Raw genomic sequence first — 15,394 nt, 5'->3', positions numbered from 1 at the left:
TGAATGATGATTTGTACCACATATCTTCAACATAAGAAAGCAGTTAAAAAATCGCAATCTTTTTTTAAGTTAATTTTGTTGACATGGTTTCTTTTATTTAGTATGGATTAGGTAATGAAATTAATTAAGTTTTTATTATGTTTATAGAAATTATGATTTTTATTTCGGTTATTGTTTTTGCTGTACTAGCTTATTTTGTTATACAAACGCTAATTACAGTTCAAAAAACTTTAAAAAAATTAGATTTTTTCATGGATGGAATGGAGCTGCGCATGGAAAAAATGGATCCCTTCATTCGATCGATCTCGAATGTGGGAGATATCTGTGAAGAAAAGACGCATCTGTTGCAGAAAGAATTCATGGAAAAAAAAAAGGTCATCGCATTTCAAGAAGAACCCACCGGTGATCTAACAGATTGGCTACTTTTAGGATTAATTTTAATAAAAAAAGTTTTAAAAAGGAGATGAATATGGGAACCCAGAACCATGTGAATTGCTTTTTAAAGGGAGCTCTCTTAGGCGGCTTAACAGGAAGTCTTGCAGCGTTGCTGCTTGCTCCAAAGTCTGGTCAAGAGCTAAGAAATGATTTATCAGATACAATCGAAGATATTCGCGAAAAATCGCAACATTTTAGTGATCAGGTGAAAGAGACTGGTCATAAGGCTTTGCATGCCTTTGATTATCACAATGGTTACCATGAAGAAGAAGAGGATGAGAGTCCCGCTACCATGTGGTTAGGGGGAGCATTTGGTGCTATTCTAGGAGCCACATCTGCATTATTATTAGCTCCACAATCTGGAGAAAAGTTACGTGAAGAGCTTGGAGAAAAATATGATGAGATTCGTGAGAAAGCCGAAAGCTTTATGGCGAATGTCAATCACAAAGGCCATGATGCCATGGAATATGCTGAGGATTGGAAGGATACACTTAATACAATCATCAGCAAACTCTCCACTTCTAATTCGAAAAGGAAACATGCTTCCAATTCACATCTTGAAGAAATTATTGATTGGGCAAGCTTAGGAATCAAAGTTTTGCAACAATTTCAAAATAGGAGATAATTCCCATGGTTAACAAAATTCAAGAAGATTTTTTATGGGGAACTCTGATTGGCACATTTTTAGGGGCTGCGACTGCCTTGTTGCTCACTCCTGCTTCTGGTGCAAAACTGAGACAGAAAATGCTCAATCAACTCAATCAAATCAATGGGAAAAAGACAAAGCATGCTGCATCACCACGATCTCGCTCGACAAAAGCTTTGAAATCCGTTATACCACAGCCTAAAAAACCACATCGTAAACATACCCGTGGCCATTAGAATCTAAGGAGGATTATTCCTCCTTTAAATTTTTTTTGAAAGGATCCAGATTATGGAATTGATCAACGAGTCTGTCATACGTTCATTTCCGCTGGAATCTTTTTTAAAAAGATGGCCATTTCCGTGGCATAATTTTCATGAATTTTTAACGGAAGAAAGCTTTAAGCAATTGCATGATGAATTTCCTCCGTTAGAACTATTTGAGTATCATGAAAATTTGGCAAGGGGCAAAAACCAAAGACCGCACAATCGTTATTATTTGGCTTATGAAAAGTCAAAATATAGTGAGGATAAAGAAAAAGTAGGGGCAATTCACGCAGAATTTTTATCTCCAACATGGCAAAAATTTTTGCATGAAATTGAAACAAATGCACCTTATCAAAATTTAATGAAGCAGATTTTAGGAGAGCAAAGATACCAGATTCGGTACGCTTGGCACATGGGAATTTCGACCAATGAGGTCTCTCCCCATTGTGACAATGCTTCGAAGGTTGCGACCCACATTTTTTACTTTAACACTTCAGAAGATTGGGATCTTGCTTGGGGAGGGGCTTTGCTTGTACTTGGAGACAAACTTACACCTAATCAAAATCCAGATTTTCAAGATTTTATGACTTCTACGCCCATTAACTTCCTAGATAACTATAGTTTTTTATTCAAAAACACGCCGAATGCTTGGCATGGTGTAAAAGCGTTAAAATCTCCTCCAGGTAAGTATCGACGGCTCTTTAATGTGATTTATGATCTCGAGTAAGTTTCGTTTATTCGGGGATGAGCATGATCACGATCGAGGCATTGTGAAATCCCCCTGCAAGTACGTCAGGCTCTAACAAAATTTTCTCCATAATCTGAGTTTTGGCTTTATCTTTAGAAGGTTTCTAGAGAGTTATCTTGTTCATTTATTGATGGCATTTTTTCTGAAAAAAAGCGAAAATCTTCTATCGGCTCATTCCCATTTAATTTTTGCGATAAAAACATTTCAAGGATGCTCTTTTTTTTCATCCCATACACAACTTTTTGATCTCAAGTTAATAGGTGAGAAGTCATGAATCTTGAAAGTCTGGATTTTGATTAGTTTAAGCTTGTTGGTCTATGCCACAAGTTTTATATATGATAGTTACTTTTCCATTTAAGTTTATGAAAAGGAATAAAATTTTATGCATAATAATGGTATTTCTTCTTATCCGCTATGTCCTTCTCCCAGTTATTTTGGATCTGGTTCCTCTAGCGCTTTCCTGACTGAACGAGTGAAATCCCTTCGAAGTACTATTGATAAAAATAATTTTCTAAAGCTTTTGGAGCTATACAAAAATGGTTATCTTTATGAAGGGAAAGCATGTTTATTAGCACAAGATTCTGAAGGAAAAACGTTTATTGAATGCGAACAATTGCTACTGGAAGATCGTATTCAATATTTAGAGATTCTTTATGAAATTTATAAAAATCATGAGCTAAAAGATACAATTCATTTGCGTGAAGTTCTCTTAAAGGTTCTTGATTCTTATTTTTATGAGCATCATACAATCCCTTTATGTAAAGAGATGTTTAATGATCAAAAATTTTTACTAAATTATCCCGTGGGGCAATGCTCAGTTAGGCATCCAGTTCAAATTGATTTTGTACGACCATTGGAATTTTTTTTTGCAGACATTTCCAATACGGTTAGAAATATTATTCACATTAGTGTTGAGGTCCATTTTGCACAAAGAAAGATGAATCTTGACGATTATGAGCAAAAGAATTTTGAACAAGATATTGCGGATTTGCAAAAGCATGTGATTGCCAGGTTGATGGGGTTCCATGAAAGACAATTAATGAGAAATGGTGCACATCAGGAACTTAAAGCCCTCGATATATTGAGAGCAGAGATTAATAACTCGCTTATGCATGAAGTGCGTTTCATTGTTCTTCAAAAAATAATGAGATGTGATCCATTCGGGTGTATTAAGCGCACGCTTATGCATGCAATGCGTTTTGCTGCTCTCCAAAAAATAATGAGATGTAATCCATGGGAGAAAATTGATAGAATAGCTAGACCTATTTTTGATCGATATTTGGAAATGAAATTTTCGAGAGACCAAGAATTTGAAATATCTTCGATAAAGGTGGCACAAGAAGTGTTCGACATCTGTTACATGAAAGGGGAGTTTGATTATTTTACGATTAAAGAGAAAGAACAGGCTAAAAGTGCGATTGAAGAACGCATAGATAAACTATACTGGAATGTTTTGCAAAATAGAGAATCTACGGTGTTTCAGTGCTTTCTTCAACAACAAATGCCTCTAGCATCGAGAATGGAAATACAAGATGCGGTTCAAAGTCAAGAAACCGCTATACCGAAACTTCCTATTCTGCAAATCCAAGATTTATGCAAAACTACAATTCCTAACCGTTTTAAGCTAAGTTCATTGCCTGATTTGTTAATGATTGTTCAAGATCCATGCACACTTCAGGATCAACGAGAAATCCATGAATTTCAGGAACGATTAGAGCAATTTAAACAACTACCCACAAGTTCACAAACGCTGTTACGCGAAATTCAAACGTACCTTATTTCACGCATTCTCAACCTTCCAAATCAATTTTCTAGGTTTTCCGGTTAAAACATAATCACAGCAGGCTTCATTTCGAGGCCCGCTTTAATTTTAAAGATAAATTTTGGTTGATGGTATGCATTACAGAGCTTATTGACACACCCCAAAATTTAGCTATATTTGGATAATGAACTTCTTTCAAAATTAAATTTTAGGAATGTGTTCTAGTATCTTGGAGGATTCTAGATGAAATTTGAAATTTTAAAGGGGGATGAAGAAAAGTTTTGCCGTTTAACACGCGTTAAGCGAATGATCTTTGACTTTAGGGTACATCAGAGAATACAGAACTTTCTTTCGCTTAAGTCAAAGTTATTCAGTCAGTGAGAGCATGTTTATAAAACGGTGAAGAGGGTAAAAGACACACTGATCTAGTATCCAAATTTTGCTCTTCCATGACGTAAAATCCTTTTAAATAGCGACATAGAATATGAAGTTGTGCTTATAGACCTCTGAGAGTTCAATAAAAAGGCCAAACAAAGATTCCGTCTAAGATATATAACCTTATCGCAGAAATTCACAATTTAGAGTTACCGTGATGAATTTCGAAAGAAGTTCCATATCTCTTAATTTTCTGGATAATTATAGTTTTTTTATTCAAAAAAACATCGAATGCTTGGCATGGGGTGGAGGCATTAAAATCTCCTCCGGGCAAGTATCAGTGTCTTTATAATATGATTAATGATCTCGAGAAAGTTTTGTTTATTCGGGGATGAGCATGATCACGATCGAGGCATTGTGAAATCCCCCTGCAAGTACGTCAGGCTCTAACAAAATTTCTCCATAGGTTTCTACTCCAATCATGGGAGTATCAGGAAAGATGTCTTTGATCATTTCCACAGCTACGGAAAAACGTTCTTTTAAAATCATTCCTCGACAAGCGCAGTCAAAGACAACAATGCCAGCAATCTTTTCATTTTTGGCTAGTTTCAGGGCTTCTTTAGCAGCTTCTAGTGCTGATGTAATTTGATCAGAGGGGCGTGTACTCATGATTTTGATTAAGGAATTTTTTTCAACTTTACAAATAAAGTTTAAAGAACCATCCGGATTACATGAAATCGGAAAGCGGATTTCATAAGAATCGCCCGTAATCATTCCTGCCTTCATTAATAGTTTAGATAAAAATTCTGAGCTATGGTTAATGAGGTGCTTCCAATCCTGCTCTTGAATTTCATCCTGTAAGTATTCTTTCCATACATCTAATGCAATCTTTCCCTCGATTTCATAAAGAACATTGTCTTTAGCTTTCGTCACGCAAAGAGCTGGGGAGATCGGGTGGTGGCCATGCTTTACGCTACAAATAATCGGCTTTTTGGAAGCTATGAGGCATGTACTCACGGCATCGGAAAGGGCTAACCCTGAGCCAAATACACGAGTTTTCTTAAAATGCAGATTATCTCCTGCCGCTCCTCCGAATAATTTGACCTGACCCCCTAACATTCGAGAAGCTGCTTGCACGGCTTCTTCGCCTTTTCCTGTTAATCCATCGACGAACAGCATTACAGATTGCAAAGGAAAGTTGGGAACCGATTTTGGGAAGTTTGCTAGAGCAACATCGATGGCTTCATTTTGTTTGTTTTGCAGCCCAATACCAATGCCGGTATAAAAGTGATGTGTGTCCGATGTGATAAATGCACACGCAATCCCTCCTTTTGATCATATCTCGAATCTTTATTGCCAAGCCTATCCAAGGAAAAACGCTTTTTATGTATCATTTTAAAAAATAAGGCCCCCTAACCCTCACTCGTAAAGGCCCCCTAACCAAAGACGCAAAGCTGTTGTATTTCAGCTATTTGTAATATTATGGATTTCAACGGTAACGGTAACGGAACCGTTATTTAGCAAAAAAGCGAGCTTGCTTTATGCTCGCTCACTTTTTTGCTAGTTTTGATAGGTTCTCAGCAACCGCTCAGGCTTGCCAATAAGCTTAGTCTTTTTCGTGTAAAGTATATTTCCAAAAGACATAATATTTCTGGTAAAGCTAGGCAAATAGGCGTTCTTGTCTCGGAATAGCAAATTGAATTTGCGCTTATCAAAAGCCAGTTGAAAGATTGAAGGAGGCTTACAGTGAATGCCGGTGTGGAGTTTTGTCAAAATTGTATAAGGTATAGATTTGAAAAAAATAGGATCGAAAGGCAGGGTGAACTTGATTTAAAAATCATAAAAACAGCAGTTATAGCAGTCGCCTTAACCACTGGTGTTATTGGCGTTATTGAAACAGAGCCTAGAATTATTAAGGCGTGCAGGATTATTGGGGTTATGTGGGTTGCGAAGCACCAAATAATGGGAACATGACAAAGCTTTTTTGTCAAAAAGCTTGGAAACCTTCATGGGTAGACGAAAAAAAAGTTAGCGAAAAGCTTAAACGAAATTAAAAATTGGCATACCGTAGCTCATTTATCCACCAAGGTAACTAAAAAGTTGAGAACCTAATGGCCTTGCTACACCAAATTTGCCTGCCCGAATTCTAGCTATTTTTTTATGTCTAATTCAATTTCGGCAATATTGCTTATTATCGCGCTTGGACAATGGAAATTACTTTTATAATTACTGTATAAGTAAATAGTAAATCTGTTTTAATGAAATAAAATGATCTTGCATACATGATTAACTCACCTTACGCAAAAAGGGGTCATGATCAAAACTTTCCATGATTGAATTGCCATCTTCCAAGTTCTAAAAATGCCGCTCGATTTGCTTTCATCAATAACATATATTTCATGCCAAAGTGACTTAAAGAAGTTTTAGTTTTAAGAAATTCTAGCTTGCAATAAGCGATGATTGATGCAAAAATGTGGTTCTTCTGGGATCGCATGACCTTAGTCGGTGATTTCGCAAGGCTAGCGTTTTGCTTGATCGATTTATGATATTCTTCTATGCGCCACCGTTTTTGGTAGACTTCGTAGATGCGGTCAGCACTACTTTCTAGGTCATTTGTGACAAGGTATAGAGTTCCTGTGGATCCGTCTTCGTTTTTGAAGATCTTCACAATTAAGGCGACAGGAAAGGACAAGTCTTTTAGGTAGACTATCCTTTTTTCTCCATCCTTGAGAGGTAATGTATTTAGATTTTGGTACTGACCCCTTTTTTTATCTTCTTCAGAAAGGGCAATTAATCGATTAGCTTTAATTCCAAATATAAATTTCTTTTTCATATCATAATGAACAAACTCCATGTTTTGTTTGGCTCCAAACCAAACGTCAGCTAGTATGTATTCAAATTTCACCTTGTTGGTTACAGCTTGAGCAATCATAGATCGAAACATTTGATTTTTACTGATCGAGGATTGTCTTTTTACTTTTCTTGTAGCAATGTCACAAAAAAGCACATCTTTGCAAACAGGCTCATAGGCAATGGGTAAGGCAATATCGCCGTAGCGAGCAAGACACGATAAGAGATTTACTCCCTTCATACATCTGCCTTTGGCATGTGAGTAGTGCCAACAAATGATCTCGTTTTCATCCGTATAGGCCTTTTCTTCAATGGTATCATCAATAATAAGAACCCCTCCTGTATCCTCCTCGATTTTTCGAAGTTCTGGTCTGATATACTCCCACAGTTCTCTAGAGGCCAGTTCTTTGCCGTTCAAAAATCTAGTAATTTTATCGTGACTGACCCGCCCTTCTAAGAGATCGGAAAGACCAACAGCAGTTGCATATTGATTTTGAGCGATCAAGTAATCCGAATAAAGGTCGAGTAATTTGTCCATAACTTTTCTCCAAAGATTGAACAAAAACTTTTACATCGAATTGATATGCTCGATCAACCGATTTTTAGATGTTTTGCGTAAGGTGAGTGATTAATTCCACGGAACATAAAGCATACAATGAATTTCAAACCCTCTGAAACTCACGGATATCCGTGAGTTTTTTTTGCTAGGATAAACCGCTTTAAATGCTATTTACACTTTGTAGCAGTATTCCTGATCGTTTTTAATCAAGCATAATTTGGGAATAGTTGTAGAGTTTTCCTGTCTCTTGACAAGAGCTATTGCTGCTAGGGAAGTTCGGTTAGCAATTAAATTAGTTTGATCCATCACTCCATCTGCTCCCTCTAGATCTGCGCCTATCATTAGGTCATGTTTATGCCCGAATTGTTGAGCTTTGAACGCATAGTCCTCAGCACTGCCAAAGATACTCCCTTTAATGAAAATATCAGGGGACAAACATAAAGACAATTCAGTGATAAATTGGTTAAAATCTGCGCGATTGCCTAATAATTGAGCCCAAGAAAAAGACGTACCATAAGGCAAATGCGCTACGGCATGGCTATCGTCAATGCTTTTCTTATACTCTGTGTCGATTAAAGAGACATGTATAGTCCCAGCGTAATTAGCCTTCTTTAAAGTATCAACAAGCCTTATAAGTAAGCATTGCTCACCGTGGAGCATACCAGTAGCGAACATGGCAATCCTCACATTAAATTGACTTGTGTTGTGGCCGATAATACCCATAACCTGGCCGATTACCAAGTCTTCATATGCTTGTCTTGTGTGAGGAGTAGTTTTTCGATCTAGAAGAACACATTTGCATTCTGCTAAATTTTTTCTCATATTGCCACAATGTCCCGTGTTCATTCCGACTGGACACCCATGCGGATTTTCTGTTAATAAAGTATGGGCTCCGCCTGCAATAATTGTGTTATAAATATCTCTCATCTTAGCGTCTACCTCATAAACACTTCGCGAGCATCTAAAAGAAATATTGAGTGGTCTGTGGAAGGTTCCCTTGTCAGTGCGACGATTAAGGGCAACAAATGAAGCTTTAGCCCTGCTTCTGCCAGTAGGGTCTGTGGAAACAATTGATGTTTTGCTGAGAAAATATTCAGGTTCTGCCATATGGAAAGGTGCATAAGGGGGAGCGGGTGAATAAGGCTGGGGGAAATTTGTCATAGTGACTCCTTTTTTGAATAATGATTAGGTATTTGACTATTTAACTCTAAGGCTGGCTGGCCTCTCCTGGAAAATTTATTGGTAAGAAAGTGAGGTCGAAAAAGTGCTCCTTTCATACAATGGGCCTGCGCCCTTCGAATATTTCGATGGAACAAAGCAAAAAATTAGAGAAATTAATCAAAAATATAGGTTAAGTCAAGATCTTTTTATTCAAGAGCTCGACCAACACTTTATTGAAGGAAAAGATGTTAAATTGATTTTTGACCCAAATCATCCTGAAGATATTAATATTTGATAATGAGCTCTTCCGATAAAATTTTTTATTTTAATGAAAACAAATGCTATGGAGGCCCTATTTTTGTAGAGGTTCCTACATATTTTTACATACATTCATCTCAATGTAGCATTGGAAGAAAGCCCCAAGATTGATGAAGAATCTCAGCTCCTTTTTTTGATTGCTCTTCGAAATGTAATAAAAGCCCAGGGTGGTTATAGGCGTCTTGGATAAAAAAGTTCACGTCGGCTGTGAGAGCTACACAGGAAATCCGAGAAATCACGAAAGATTTGGTAAAATTAGGGTATAAATAAAGGAAAATTCTCACTCTCATCAAGAGGTTAAAGTCATCATAGAGTACATTGTTGACGAAAGAGCGTACATAAAAATGCTAGAAGCAAAAGTTCATTTGAATCTCAGTGAATTCATCCTGTTTTACCTAAGAACCGGTTTTCCATGAAAACCAAATTAAGAAACTCTTAAAACACATGAAGAAGCATTGAGAGGAGAAGGGGATTGATTACGAAAATCTGGATGGCTTCTGAAAACAGATGTGAGTAAAACCAATTGTTTTCAATTAAGTATGTCTTAAATTTAAGAAAGATGACCATAAGTGAGTTTATCATACCTTACGTTAGACAGAATATCCACAACGAAAAGCCAAATGTTGAGACTCAAGCGGCCATGCGTGATGTTGATGAGAGAAAGAATCTGACTTGCTGCAACTCAATCGAAGAATTTTGGAAAGCTGTGGGGGATCGATCCTAAATTGAATTGATAAATGTTATCAAAAAGACCTGAAAAAGTTTTTTCAGCTATCTCGGCCAAGTTCCAAACTAAAAACAGTAGGGTTATGCAAGAGGTTCAGTCATTTTTGGTTAAAATCCAAAGCAAAATATCCTTTTTTTAGGAGATCTTGAAAATTTTTCCCATTAAGAATTCTGAAAAACAATACAACCGTACATCCAGATAGACAGGAATCCATAAAGCTGGATCTCTGGAAAGTTGTGTGGTTGGCCAAACATGCATTGATTCTTTTTTCGATCCGGTATTTTAAAAGGAAATTAAAAATAGCAGGAATTGATAATGTTTTACCCATAAACCTCACATCAATAGCTACTTATAGAAACATAATAATCATTATCAGACGCTATGGTTATAATACATAGTCCTTCCTCTTAATAATTCAAAAAAACAATAAAATTGCCTAATAACATTTGTTATGTGACATGCAAATGATCAATTCCCAGGCTAATCCATATCAGTTTTAGACATTCTTTATTTTGCGAGTGTCGTATAATTTGTCGTAAAAATGTCGCATAAAGACTAGTCACCGATATTTATTCTGTAACGCGTTGTCTTTCTCATGCCGCTTTGCGTGATCAATCCCTTGCTTGTTAGATCAGAGAGGTCTCTTTGTAAAGAGCGTCTATTAATTCCTGGACACAATAGCTCATAGTCATTGATTGAAAATTCTCTACCTCTTTCAAACAAATATTCTAATGCCTGTTTTTGTCTCTGGGATAATTTGTGTTCTATTGCTAAAACGTCTAGTTGGATGGCTTGAGATCCTTTTAACTGGATTTCGCGCATTTGTGTTTCCAAGGCTTTACAAAAATATTCTAACCAACAAGTCATATCCATATTGTTGTTTCTGACAGACTGAATGGCGTTGTAATAATCTTGTCTATTCCTGTCATAATATTCACTGATGGTGAATAATTTTTTAAAATCATAACCAGATCTGTATAAGCACAGTGTAGACAAGAGCCGAGCTGTTCTTCCATTCCCATCTAAAAATGGGTGAATATGAACGAGTTGAAATTGTGCAATTCCAGATAAAAGTACAGCTGGGATCGTTTGTTCATTTTGGATCCACTCCACTAATTCAGCCATGAGGATAGGGACCTCATAAGCTGATGGGGGAGTATAGATAATCTCTTTTGTTTTAGAATTCGCAACATAGTTCTGAATGATCCTATATTGTCCTGGTTGAGCACTGTTTCCTCTCACATTCTCGACAAGGCGATGATGAATTTCTCTAATTAAACCTTCTGTAATGATTCCTTGAGAAGACACGTAATCAGCGACGAAATCAAATGCCTTCTTATAATTTAGAAGCTCTTGAACGTCCTCAGCATCAACATTAGAAATTTTTTCACCTGCAATCAGTTTTTCCGATTGATCTAACCTTAAGTGGGTTCCTTCAATATGAGTGGTATGATGAGCCTCAAGAACGAGTGCTCGTGCCTGCATTTTAGCTACCCAATCTTTTGAAAGACTGGCAGCCTCTAAAAAACCTCGAGTTCTTTCAATAGAGGCAATAGCTGAGGCTATAGGAAGTGAAATAGTAAAAATTGGTTTAAAAGGCATTTTTTACGACATTTTTTCTTTCATTTTGTCGTAAAAGTGCATTCTTTGCAAGGTGTATGCGACATTTTTACGACACTTTAAGCGACATGAATCCTATAAAAATGTCGCAAAAAAGGAAATTCAGTCTAAGCAGATGTTGACACAATGCTGCATAATCCTAGCATGTTTTTCTGATTACCCTCCGAAACGTAGCGTGTAGAAGTGCAGAGTGGCATAGATGCCTTGGCTAAAAAACATGTCGATTTGTTTCATAATGACGTATTCTTGAACACCAGCTAAAGCCGCAGTTGTCACAAAGCCAGATCTAAGGCTATGCCCAGAATACTTTTCTGACTGATATTTAATATGTAAATTACGTTTGATGATCTTTGCAACAGCTTCTGGCGATAATTGATTTTTTTGAACTGATCCATGTCGATTAACATATCTAAAAATACTTCCAGAGCTTATATCTGAGAGACTAAGCCAATCTTTTAAAGCCCTAACAGGGCATGTATCTGGATGGGATCCATACGGAATTGCCACATCCATCCCCTTCCCCTCTTGGTCGGTCTTAGACCGTTTTATCTTAATGACAAATCCATCCCTTACTAATTTTAAATCTTCAAAGCAAATACTTACCAATTCAGATCTTCTAAGTGCTCCAGCAAAACCGATCAAAATCAAAGCCCTGTCACGAAGGTTGATTAACTTGTTTTCTTGACTTAAAGCATTAACCATACCTCTAAGGTCTTCCATCAGGATTGGTTCTTTCCTGCCTGGAGATATTCCTAGCGTGTTCTTAATCCCTTTCCAAGTCTCTTGAATAGCAGCATGTTTGCGAGCAAATGGCATCCCCACCATCTGATGCGCTTGGCTGATAGAGCTTAATCTTCTAGATAAGCTTGCCGTTTTTAAAGGTTTTTGCAATTTCTCCTTGGGATCTATGTAAGAATTAGCTGAGCCACCAATTAAAACATAGTGATTTGCAAAAGATAAAAAATTCTTCTTAAAATGTTCCAATCCATTAATCATTTAATTTTCTCCATCATTTCTTCTAATGCACCTTCGACTCTCTCATCTTTACTTTCCTGTAAACTAAGATAAAGTGAGAAGGGATCGACAATACCATCTTTTGCAAATAGTTCAGGATCATAATTCCAAACTTCCAATTCAATCATAGCCCCTTCCGAGAGTCTGTCAATTTTTCTGTGTAAATCGGATCAGTCATTTGTTAGACATAACCTGTCTGCATAAGCCAGCGCTAGATGCGAAATGACTGTTTTCCATTCCCGAATAGGCATGGTCCATTTTTTTGAAACGTCCCGCGCTGCTAAAAAAAGCATTTTAAATAAAGCTTCGTCTGTATGTCGTGACCACATGTTAAAAAAATAATATATAAATTTAAAATACCATGTATTCTTCTCTGCAGAACCTTCTTGTTTCTATTTCCAGCCGTCGGTTGTTTTGCTTGCTAATATTAGAGGTGGCATTTTTGCCCTCTTGAATTAAATTCTCAAATATTTTAATGTCCGATAAGAGTAGATTATCGGACATTAGAACAAGCCCGCATGAAAATTAGCAAAGATGAAAGGCATTTGCTAATAATGAGAGACTATATGGACAATCCACAAAACGAGACAAATTTTAATGGTATGGCGATTATTCCCAAGGCAGGAGAGCTAAGTACTCTTGCTCAGCTTTCCCATTTGGCAAAGGAATTTGCTAAAAACGCCAGGGCTAAGAATACGGAAAAAAGCTATGCATCGGATTGGAGAGATTTCGATTCCTGGTGCAAATCGAAGGGCCTGAATTCACTGCCAGCGGCTCCCTATTCTGTGGCATGCTATCTTTCTGATAGGGCTACAAATGCATTTATAGATCCGAAAGGGAAACTGCAAAACCCATTAAAAACGGCAAGCTTATCTAGAAGATTAAGCTCTATCAGCCAAGCGCATCGGATGGTGGGGATGCCATTTGATCGAAAACATCCGGCTATACAGGAAACTTGGAAAGGGATTAAAAACACGTTAGGTATATCTCAAGGCAGGAAAGAACCCATCCTTATCGAAGATCTTAGAGGTATGATTAATGCTTTAAATGAAGAAAACAAGTTAATCAACCTTCGCGACAAGGCTTTGCTATTAATTGGTTTTGCAGGAGCTTTTCGCAGATCAGAATTAGTAAACATTGATTTTGAAGATTTAAAATTAGTGAGGGATGGATTTGTCATTAAGATAAAACGGTCTAAGACCGACCAAGAGGAGAAGGGGATGGATGTGGCAATTCCGTATGGATCCCATCCAGATACATGCCCTGTCAGGGCTTTAAAAGATTGGTTTAGTCTCTCAGGTATTACCTCTGGATATATATTTAGATCTATTAACCGGCATGGAAACATTAGCCAAACTGGCCTGTCAGCTCGTTCTGTTGCTAGAATCATTAAAAGGAATCATTTTTTAAAGCAAAATGCGATAAAATACTCTGGGCATAGTCTTCGCTCTGGTTTTGTTACCACAGCTGCTATAGCAGGGGTTCAAGAATATGCTATTATGAAGCAAACTGGACATAAGAGAAGCGATACTTTGAAAAAATATATTCGTTCCAGGGAATTATGGAAGGATAATCCAGCCTCAAAAATAGGGTTATAGGGATTTTTATCTTTTTGATTATGAGGAAGTTATAGGGCCTTTTGATTTACCTCCAGAGCCAGCCGATAATGATTTTTGGGATCGTTCAGACAGTCCCAACTTTGGTATATTAGTAGAATCCTCTAAAATCTTTAGCCCTCTTTACGGGCATTTAACCGCTAAGATTTTCCACTCACAAAATAAAAAAATCAAATACCTATTTTTAGAGAATGCTTCAGATCACGTATTTTTAGCCGCTGCTGAAATAGTTGGAGCCCCTATTAATAGCAGAGGGATTCCTGAAAAGTGGATAGATACAGGATCCTTATCCCTTCCCTTGCTAGAGTATCCGCATCAATTTTCTAGGAAATTCTACAGTGGAGATATGATCGAAAGTTGTGTATGAGATGAAAAAAAGAGAGCGCATCCTTAAAATGTTTTTTACGACAAAAACTAAATGGGAGTGCGCTCATGAAAGATTTTCGCTTTTCTTCAGAAAAAATGCCATCAACAAATGAACAAAATAATCCTCTCGAAGAAATTCTTCGTAAAGGGGCTCAAAAATTGTTACAGCAAGCTATTGAATTTGAACTACAAGAATATCTGGAACTTTACAAACAATCGAAAGAATCTACCCATCAATCTCCTGCAGTAAGAAATGGTTACTTACCAGAAAAAAACATTCAAACCGGTCTTGGCCCAATTGCAATTCGCCAGCCTAGAATAAGACATAGAGACAATGGCAAGTTCACAAGTGCGATTTTGCCACCTTATTTGAGAAGGACACAAAGTATAGATGCGGTTATTCCTGCTTTGTATCTTAAAGGAATATCCACCCTGGATTTTCCGAAAGCTCTAGAGGCAATTTTGGGAGAAAATGCTAAAGGACTATCACCCACAAATATCGTCAGATTGAAAGATTCATGGACAACAGAATATCAAAATTGGCTCAAAAGTGATTTATCCGCAAAAAAGTATGTTTATATCTGGGCGGATGGGATTTATTTTAACATTCGTTTAGAAGAAGATCGACCCTGTGTTCTGGTTCTGATAGGTGCTTTAGAGAATGGAAATAAAGAACTTATCATGATCCATGATGGGCACCGAGAAAGCAAACTGTCTTGGAAAGAAGTTTTGCAAAATTTAAACCATCGAGGTCTCAAAGAAGGACCAAAGCTTGCGATTGGAGATAGAGCACTTGGCTTTTGGGCAGCTTTAAATGAAGAGTTTCCAGCAACAAAGCAGCAAAGGTGTTGGGTGCATAAAACGGCTAATATTTTAGATAAAATGCCAAAAAGTGTTCAAAAGTATGCCAAAGAAATCATTCACGAAATTTATA

General features: G+C 37.1%; 15 protein-coding genes and 1 pseudogene. 9 read left to right on the top strand and 7 right to left on the bottom strand.

Annotated features, from left to right (window positions below; all coding sequences use genetic code 11):
* Nucleotides 1-137: 137 nt before the first annotated feature.
* The 5 genes from AB7E63_RS11570 to AB7E63_RS11550 all read left to right on the top strand — a co-directional run bounded on the left by AB7E63_RS11570 (nt 138) and on the right by AB7E63_RS11550 (nt 3,920).
* Nucleotides 138-467: a hypothetical protein gene (locus tag AB7E63_RS11570; RefSeq protein ID WP_013924133.1), complete on the top strand. Its 330-nt coding sequence runs from the start codon at nt 138-140 to the stop codon at nt 465-467.
* 2 nt (nt 468-469) lie between these two features.
* A complete protein-coding gene (locus tag AB7E63_RS11565; protein WP_013924134.1) occupies nt 470-1,060 on the top strand; it encodes a YtxH domain-containing protein in 591 nt (196 codons plus the stop codon).
* Between the two features lie 5 nt (nt 1,061-1,065).
* A complete protein-coding gene (locus AB7E63_RS11560; RefSeq protein ID WP_006341220.1) occupies nt 1,066-1,317 on the top strand; it encodes a YtxH domain-containing protein in 252 nt (83 codons plus the stop codon).
* A gap of 52 nt (nt 1,318-1,369) precedes the next feature.
* Complete coding sequence (locus tag AB7E63_RS11555; RefSeq protein ID WP_006341219.1) at nt 1,370-2,071, top strand: hypothetical protein; 702 nt, start codon at nt 1,370-1,372, stop codon at nt 2,069-2,071.
* Between the two features lie 403 nt (nt 2,072-2,474).
* Entirely contained in the window at nt 2,475-3,920 is a 1,446-nt protein-coding gene (locus AB7E63_RS11550; RefSeq protein ID WP_006341217.1) for a hypothetical protein, read from the top strand.
* A gap of 690 nt (nt 3,921-4,610) precedes the next feature.
* Here AB7E63_RS11550 and AB7E63_RS11545 read toward each other — a convergent pair.
* Nucleotides 4,611-5,552, bottom strand: coding sequence for an FIST signal transduction protein (locus AB7E63_RS11545; RefSeq protein WP_284452499.1), 942 nt, complete (start codon nt 5,550-5,552; stop codon nt 4,611-4,613).
* 423 nt (nt 5,553-5,975) lie between these two features.
* Between AB7E63_RS11545 and AB7E63_RS11540 the strand changes: the two genes are divergently transcribed.
* Nucleotides 5,976-6,203, top strand: a complete 228-nt coding sequence (locus AB7E63_RS11540; protein WP_036746661.1) for a hypothetical protein — start codon at nt 5,976-5,978, stop codon at nt 6,201-6,203.
* A 343-nt stretch (nt 6,204-6,546) separates the two neighbouring features.
* Here the strand turns inward: AB7E63_RS11540 and AB7E63_RS11535 are convergent, their stop codons facing one another.
* Nucleotides 6,547-7,617 carry an IS701 family transposase gene (locus AB7E63_RS11535; RefSeq protein WP_013924677.1) on the bottom strand — a complete coding sequence of 357 codons (1,071 nt, stop codon included), beginning with the start codon at nt 7,615-7,617 and terminating at the stop codon, nt 6,547-6,549.
* A 192-nt stretch (nt 7,618-7,809) separates the two neighbouring features.
* Nucleotides 7,810-8,799 carry a hypothetical protein gene (locus AB7E63_RS11530; protein WP_006342626.1) on the bottom strand — a complete coding sequence of 330 codons (990 nt, stop codon included), beginning with the start codon at nt 8,797-8,799 and terminating at the stop codon, nt 7,810-7,812.
* Nucleotides 8,800-8,902: 103 nt separating this feature from the next.
* On the opposite strand from AB7E63_RS11530, the gene AB7E63_RS11525 reads away from it, so the two are divergent.
* On the top strand, nt 8,903-9,094 hold the full coding sequence (locus tag AB7E63_RS11525) for a hypothetical protein (RefSeq protein ID WP_006342627.1): 192 nt from the start codon (nt 8,903-8,905) through the stop codon (nt 9,092-9,094).
* A 1,305-nt stretch (nt 9,095-10,399) separates the two neighbouring features.
* Here AB7E63_RS11525 and AB7E63_RS11520 read toward each other — a convergent pair.
* From AB7E63_RS11520 to AB7E63_RS11505, 4 genes and pseudogenes are all read right to left on the bottom strand, one after another.
* Entirely contained in the window at nt 10,400-11,446 is a 1,047-nt protein-coding gene (locus tag AB7E63_RS11520) for a Fic family protein (protein WP_006342632.1), read from the bottom strand.
* Between the two features lie 174 nt (nt 11,447-11,620).
* Nucleotides 11,621-12,460, bottom strand: coding sequence for a site-specific integrase (locus tag AB7E63_RS11515; RefSeq protein ID WP_284452482.1), 840 nt, complete (start codon nt 12,458-12,460; stop codon nt 11,621-11,623).
* Nucleotides 12,457-12,606 carry a hypothetical protein gene (locus tag AB7E63_RS11510; protein ID WP_006342516.1) on the bottom strand — a complete coding sequence of 50 codons (150 nt, stop codon included), beginning with the start codon at nt 12,604-12,606 and terminating at the stop codon, nt 12,457-12,459. Before AB7E63_RS11510 ends, AB7E63_RS11515 begins: the two co-directional genes overlap by 4 nt.
* A 42-nt stretch (nt 12,607-12,648) precedes the next feature.
* Nucleotides 12,649-12,792, bottom strand: a pseudogene (locus AB7E63_RS11505) (IS256 family transposase); the annotation flags it as partial.
* 252 nt (nt 12,793-13,044) lie between these two features.
* Between AB7E63_RS11505 and AB7E63_RS11500 the strand changes: the two are divergent.
* Both AB7E63_RS11500 and AB7E63_RS11495 read left to right on the top strand, forming a co-directional pair.
* Nucleotides 13,045-14,076: a site-specific integrase gene (locus tag AB7E63_RS11500; protein ID WP_284452481.1), complete on the top strand. Its 1,032-nt coding sequence runs from the start codon at nt 13,045-13,047 to the stop codon at nt 14,074-14,076.
* Nucleotides 14,077-14,526: 450 nt separating this feature from the next.
* Nucleotides 14,527-15,394, top strand: an 868-nt coding sequence (locus AB7E63_RS11495; RefSeq protein ID WP_428419556.1) for an IS256 family transposase, incomplete at its 3' end; no start/stop codon positions are given.

This window comes from Parachlamydia sp., from assembly GCF_050255895.1.
Lineage (GTDB): Bacteria > Chlamydiota > Chlamydiia > Chlamydiales > Parachlamydiaceae > Parachlamydia > Parachlamydia acanthamoebae.
The sequence above is the reverse complement of the archived record's forward strand: the minus strand, read 5'-3'. Positions and strand labels throughout refer to the sequence as shown.